Genomic DNA, 4,342 nt, shown 5'->3' with positions numbered 1-4,342 from the left:
GTTCAGTGAATCCGGCGAAGCGGAGTTCGGGAACATCGGAGCCGGGCTTCGGGAACATCTTCTCGAGGAGCGACTTCTTCAGCGTCGCGAGCTGGTCGTGCTTATGCTGATGAAGGGTGATGAGGTTGTCGAGGCGGTCGAACAGCATCGCGATTAAGCGTTGCTCTTCGTATTCCGGAAAGCAAACGTCTCCGGTGATCGCATTACCAGCAGACACCTTCATGTCATTCTTTGCGCCTTTGTTGACGAGAGGATGAAGGTAGTTGTTCAGCCGGGCATCCTGGTCGAAGTAGCACTGGACGAAATCTGGGTCCACTCCAGGTCGAGCGCGATACGTTGCATACAGCGTGGAAACAATACCTGACCTGCCCTTATTTGTTTTGATGATTCCATACGGGTTCGCACGGAGCGGTGATTTGGTATATACGATATCGCCATGTCTCAGGATTCCGTATACAGATACGTCTGCACCAGCAAAGCTCCTGCCTTGGAATTCAATCTGGTTGACAACTCCCAGATCATGAGAGACTGAAAGAACATCTTCCCTCGCAAACGTCCCATCAAGGTTCTTTTCGCTCGTAACAGAGACGAACTGGTTGAGTTTACGCTGTTCCCAAGGTTCAGTGAATCCGGCGAAGCGGATAGCCGGGACATTGCCACTCATCGAGCCTCGCCCCCCAGGAGATCTATGAGCTCGTGAATGCCGGCCATATCGTACTCGTTGCCCCTAAGCTGTCCGAGCATCTGCGAGAGATGACTCTCCTCTTTGCGAATTTGCTCGTCCACCTCGGCGAACGTCATTTCGTACTTCTTGGAGAGGTCCCTGACCCTGTCAACGAGGCCGTCGATCTCGGCGCGAGAGAGTGCGGCGATTCCGTCCTCGACGGGACGGTTCCACTTGGCATCCAAAAGCTCGCGTGCCTGTTGGTCGGAAAGCCCTTCGATAGTGCTCTTGGTGCTTGCCTCGAGCCTCGCGGAGAGGCTCTTCTGCTCCTTCTTCGCCGCCTTCTGCTCCTCGAGCAGGGACCGGGCATTCTCGACCTGGTTGGCCAGCTCGTCCTCGTCGCCATCGGAGCGCAGCTCGCTGACCGCCTTCCTGAGCTTTGAGGCCACAAAGGCGTCGCCCGCGTCGTTGAGCGCCTCGCCGAGGGCAGCCTTGTCGTCCTCCGTGAGGCCCTCTACTATCTCGGAGAGCTCCCCGTCGATGGCCGTCATGCGGTCGCTGACGGAGTCGAGCGCACGCAGTTCGTCTGCGAGAAGCTCGCGCTGGACGAGGTCGAAGGGCAGCACGTGGCCGCGCCAGCCATCCTGCACCTCCACCTCCTTGCCGCTCTTTTTCTTTGTCACCATGTTGGGGTCGACCCTCTTGACGGCGTCGAGGCCCTCGGTCTGGATGACCTCTAGGTCGGCTCCGATGCCCTGCCAGGAGTCGTCGAGGACCTGGTAGGCGTCATAGGGGTCCACCAGCTTCTCGCCCCCAAGCCTGTCGAAGATCTCCCGGGCGAGCCTGTCCTCCTCGGTCGGCAGGTTGACGAGCGAGGACTCGTCGACGAGCTCGTCGTAGAGCCACTGTCCGAAGTCAGAGAACCGCACGTCGTAGGAATCCAGATACCCTCGCACGGCGGGGCTGCTCCTCACGGTCTCCCCTATGTCCTCGGGTTTGAGGCGAACGGTCGCACCGCCTGCCGACTCGAATAGCTCGTCGCGCAGACCGGGCAGCGCATCCCAATAGTGCCCGAGCGCGTCGACCTCGGCAACGGGGATGCCTCCGAACATCGTCGCGTAGATGTCCCATGTCTCGGGGACCTCTGACGAGTCAACGTAGCGTGGGATGTTGAGGTTGTAGCCGTTGTCGCGAATCTCCTGCTTTGGGACCACACGACAGAAGCGCTCAACACTCCTCCGGCTTTGGTAGGCATCCACAATACGGCGGATGTCGCAGGCGCGAAGCCTGTTGTTCTTTCCGTCCTTCACGAAGTTCTTCGAGGCGTCGATGATGAGCACGCCGTCGCTTGGACGGCGCTTCTTGAGCACCATAACGATCGTGGGAATTCCGGTGCCGAAGAAGATGTTTGCTGGAAGGCCGATGATGGCGTCGATGTTCTCGTTCTCCACGAGCGCGGTGCGGATTTTCTCCTCCTCGCCGCCGCGGAACAGCACGCCATGCGGCAGGACGATGCACATCACGCCATCCGGCTTGAGATGATAGAGGTCGTGCAGCAGGAAGGCGTAGTCGGCCTTGCTCTTGGGGGCAACACCATAGCCATCGAATCGTCTGTCGGAATCCTTGCCCTCCGGGTCCCAGCGCTGGGAGTACGGCGGGTTCGAGACGACCGCGTCCACGAAGAGCGGCTCGTAGGACTCGGGATGCCCCTCCTCGAACCACGGCCAGTCGTCCTCGAGCGTGTCGCCGCAGCGGCACACGATATTGTCCGGCGCGATGCCGCGCATCACGAGGTTCATGCGCGTGAGGTTGTAGGTGTTTTCCTTGAGCTCCTGGGCGTAGTACTTGATGGAGCCGCGGTAGCCCTGCTGCCGGGCGATCGCCTCGCCGATGGTGATGAGAAGCGATCCGGATCCGGAGGTCGGGTCGTAGACGGTGACCTCGCCGCGGCCCGCCAGGTTCTGGGCCACGATCTGGGAGATGAGGACGGAGACCTCATGCGGGGTGTAGAACTCGCCGGCCTTCTTGCCGGCGTTGGCGGCGAAGTTGCTGATCAGGTACTCGTAGATGTAGCCGAGCACGTCGTAGCCCTGCTTGCCGTCCATGGGTATGTCCCGGATAAGCTGCAGGAGTGCGCTGATTGCCTTTGTCTGCGCCCCTGAGGTGTCGCCCAGCTTCGAGAGGCCGGTCTCGAGGGTGTCGAAGATCTTGTCGAACACGTTCTTGTGGGACGGCTTGATGAGGCGCGAGAATGCCGAGAGCGCGTCCCGCACGTCCGAGACGTCGAAGTCCGAACCCTTGGCGAGCCACGTAGAGTAGAGGTTGTCGTACGAGATGAAGTAGCCCAGGTTGTTCTGGACGTAGGAGAGGGTCTCGGGGTCGTCCTCCCTGACCGTCTCCATGCTCTCCCTGTCGAATCCGTTCTTGAGTAGGAACTGCTCCTCGCGGTCCGAGAGGAACTTGTAGAAGATGAAGCCGAGGATGTAGTCCTTGTACTCGCTCGCCTCGATCTTCGAGCGCATCTCGTTCGCCGACGCCCAGATCCGGGCGGCTAGCTGCTGCTTGTTCATCGGGTCTCTGTCCCCTTCCCCCTATAGGCGGCGTCGAGCGTCTCGCCCGCATTGTTTATCCATTCAATCCACCCGTTCGCGCTCCCCCCGAGCACGAACACCGCCGCCGAGCTCGGGCTGCCGAAGGCCACGTCATCCCGCAGCGTAGCCACCCCCGACGCCTCCCCGAAGAGCTCCAGCCTCGCGTCCGTGGCGCCGACGTTCTTGAGGACGGGCCGGGAGAGGTCGACCTACGAGCCAGCGAGGACCGTGAACCTCCCCGTGCGCTCGTCGTAGCGCCCGTTCGCGACGATGCCTTTCCTCCGCGTGTGGAAGAGCGCGCGGCCGGAGGGAACCGCGGCGTCCGTGCGGTCGAGCCCATAGCCGAGAACGGCCATCCTGAAGAGGATGCTCTTGTGCAGTCGCTTTACGGTCTGCTCCTTGTACGGGTTCACGTATGGCTGCGGGGTCTCGAGGTTGTCGGTCTCGTAAGAGCCGTGCGTCCGGACGTAGCCGATCGCGTCCGCCTCGAGCGCGTCCAGCACGTCTCTGTCCATGTTCGACTCGTCGTCCAGGAACATGATGGCCTTGTTCCAGAACTCCTTCCTGGACTTGTGGGCGTCCAGCCGGGCCAGCCCCTGGGTGGTCTGCCCCGCGTAGACGCGTCCGATGACCCCGTGGTCCTCGTCCAGGAGGTAGTAGATGCCCCTCTTCGGGATGTCCGGCAGCCTCTTCGCCTCCGAGAGCAGCTCGCGGGGCACGACAACGGTCGTGAGAGACTCGCCCTCGACGTGGCAGATCCTGATTCCGTCCGGCTTGCTGTCTATGAGCCGGACGGTCATGGTGGTGAGCTCGATCATTTGCGGTCGGCCCCCGAAAGGCGATCGATGAGGCACATTTTCACGTAGGAGGCCAGGCTCATCCCGGAAAGGCTCGCTGCCTCCTTGGCGGAGTCCCGCAGGCTGCGCGGCATTCTGAGCGTTACCGAGACGTTCTCAGAATCAGTGAGGAAGCCTTGGATCTCCGTAGGCGTGGCACCAGAGTCAACGAGTTCCGAGTACTTCATGAGCGCCCTCCATAGAACGCAAGATGCATTACATATGAAGTTATTCTAGCCTCTGTACCAACG

At 61.0% G+C, this 4,342-nt stretch carries 4 protein-coding genes and 1 pseudogene; all 5 read right to left on the bottom strand.

Translation table 11 applies throughout. From position 1 onward, the window contains the following. A pseudogene (locus tag HF885_RS10215) lies at nt 1–664 on the bottom strand (restriction endonuclease subunit S); the annotation flags it as partial. Next, nucleotides 661–3,234, bottom strand: a complete 2,574-nt coding sequence (locus HF885_RS10210; protein ID WP_170104789.1) for a type I restriction-modification system subunit M — start codon at nt 3,232–3,234, stop codon at nt 661–663. The gene HF885_RS10210 and the pseudogene HF885_RS10215, both read right to left, overlap by 4 nt. Continuing rightward, nucleotides 3,231–3,386, bottom strand: a complete 156-nt coding sequence (locus HF885_RS10515; RefSeq protein WP_328804381.1) for a DUF4357 domain-containing protein — start codon at nt 3,384–3,386, stop codon at nt 3,231–3,233. The genes HF885_RS10210 and HF885_RS10515 overlap by 4 nt, the downstream gene beginning before the upstream one ends. 78 nt (nt 3,387–3,464) lie before the next feature. After that, nucleotides 3,465–4,073 carry a GIY-YIG nuclease family protein gene (locus tag HF885_RS10205; protein ID WP_235927414.1) on the bottom strand — a complete coding sequence of 203 codons (609 nt, stop codon included), beginning with the start codon at nt 4,071–4,073 and terminating at the stop codon, nt 3,465–3,467. Continuing rightward, the gene (locus HF885_RS10200; protein WP_170104788.1) at nt 4,070–4,279 is read right to left on the bottom strand and encodes a hypothetical protein; all 210 of its coding nucleotides are present in this window, start codon (nt 4,277–4,279) and stop codon (nt 4,070–4,072) included. Before HF885_RS10200 ends, HF885_RS10205 begins: the two co-directional genes overlap by 4 nt. Nucleotides 4,280–4,342 lie beyond the last annotated feature (63 nt).

The sequence above is a fragment of the Parafannyhessea umbonata genome, assembly GCF_012844235.1.
Taxonomy (GTDB): Bacteria; Actinomycetota; Coriobacteriia; order Coriobacteriales; family Atopobiaceae; genus Parafannyhessea.
The sequence above is the reverse complement of the archived record's forward strand: the minus strand, read 5'-3'. Positions and strand labels throughout refer to the sequence as shown.

Bases quoted from the DNA above. Each gene is read 5' to 3' on its own strand.
- HF885_RS10205 (WP_235927414.1), bottom strand. From the start codon at position 4,073: ATGATCGAGCTCACCACCATGACCGTCCGGCTCATAGACAGCAAGCCG.
- HF885_RS10210 (WP_170104789.1), bottom strand. From the start codon at position 3,234: ATGAACAAGCAGCAGCTAGCCGCCCGGATCTGGGCGTCGGCGAACGAG.
- HF885_RS10200 (WP_170104788.1), bottom strand. From the start codon at position 4,279: ATGAAGTACTCGGAACTCGTTGACTCTGGTGCCACGCCTACGGAGATC.